A 1,139-nucleotide genomic window follows, 5' to 3' on the forward strand; every position below is an offset into this window, starting at 1 on the left:
CTGAAAGCAACCAAGATCGTGACGAAGTTTTAGCGAACTTAGTTGAAGGTTTTGTTGTAACCGGTACGGTTAAAAACTTAACGGATTACGGTGCATTCGTTGATTTAGGCGGTGTGGACGGTTTATTACATATCACTGATATGGCATGGAAACGTGTTAAACACCCAAGCGAAGTGGTTGCTGTAGGTCAAGAAGTAACTGTTAAAGTACTTAAATTTGACAAAGAGAAAACTCGTGTATCATTAGGCTTAAAACAATTAGGTCAAGATCCATGGGCTGCAATCGCTCAAAACCACCCGGTAAACAGCAAATTAACCGGTAAAGTAACTAACTTAACCGACTACGGTTGCTTCGTTGAAATTTTAGACGGTGTTGAAGGTTTAGTTCACGTTTCAGAAATGGACTGGACAAACAAAAACATTCACCCGTCTAAAGTGGTTAGCGTAGGCGATGTAGTTGAAGTAATGGTTCTTGAAGTTGATGAAGAACGTCGTCGTATCTCATTAGGTTTAAAACAATGTAAAGCAAACCCTTGGGAACACTTCGCAGCAACTCACAACAAAAACGATAAAGTGACAGGTAAAATCAAATCTATCACTGATTTCGGTATCTTCATCGGTCTTGAAGGCGGTATCGACGGTTTAGTTCACTTATCTGACATTTCTTGGAATGCGACAGGTGAAGAAGCTGTTCGTAACTACAAAAAAGGTGACGAAGTAGAAGCTGTTGTATTACAAGTTGATGCGGTTAAAGAACGTATTTCTTTAGGTATCAAACAATTAGAATCGGATCCGTTCACTAACTTCGTAGAAAGCACTAAAAAAGGTGCAATCTTGACTGGTAAAGTTGTAGAAGTTGATGCGAAAGGCGTTAAAGTTGAATTAGAAGGCGGCGTGGAAGCATTTATCCGTGCTAACGAAGCAACTCGTGACCGTGTTGAAGATATTACAACCGTTATTTCTGCAGGTGATACTATCGAAGCGAAATATACAGGTGTAGATCGTAAAGCGCGTGTTGTGAACTTATCTGTTCGCGCGAAAGACGAAGCTGAAGAATCAGCGGCAATCGCTCAAGTGAATAAAGAAGAAGTTGCAATTCCAAACGCTATGGCTGAAGCTTTCAAAGCAGCTAAAGGCGAA

General features: G+C 40.6%; 1 protein-coding gene. It reads left to right on the forward strand.

The annotated features are described in order from the left end of the window. The coding region (locus FE782_RS33465) for a 30S ribosomal protein S1 (RefSeq protein WP_138198428.1) at window positions 1-1,139 on the forward strand (1,139 nt) is incomplete at both ends.

Origin of the sequence: Paenibacillus antri (assembly GCF_005765165.1) — a bacterium.
In the GTDB taxonomy this organism is placed as follows: Bacteria; Bacillota; Bacilli; order Paenibacillales; family YIM-B00363; genus Paenibacillus_AE; species Paenibacillus_AE antri.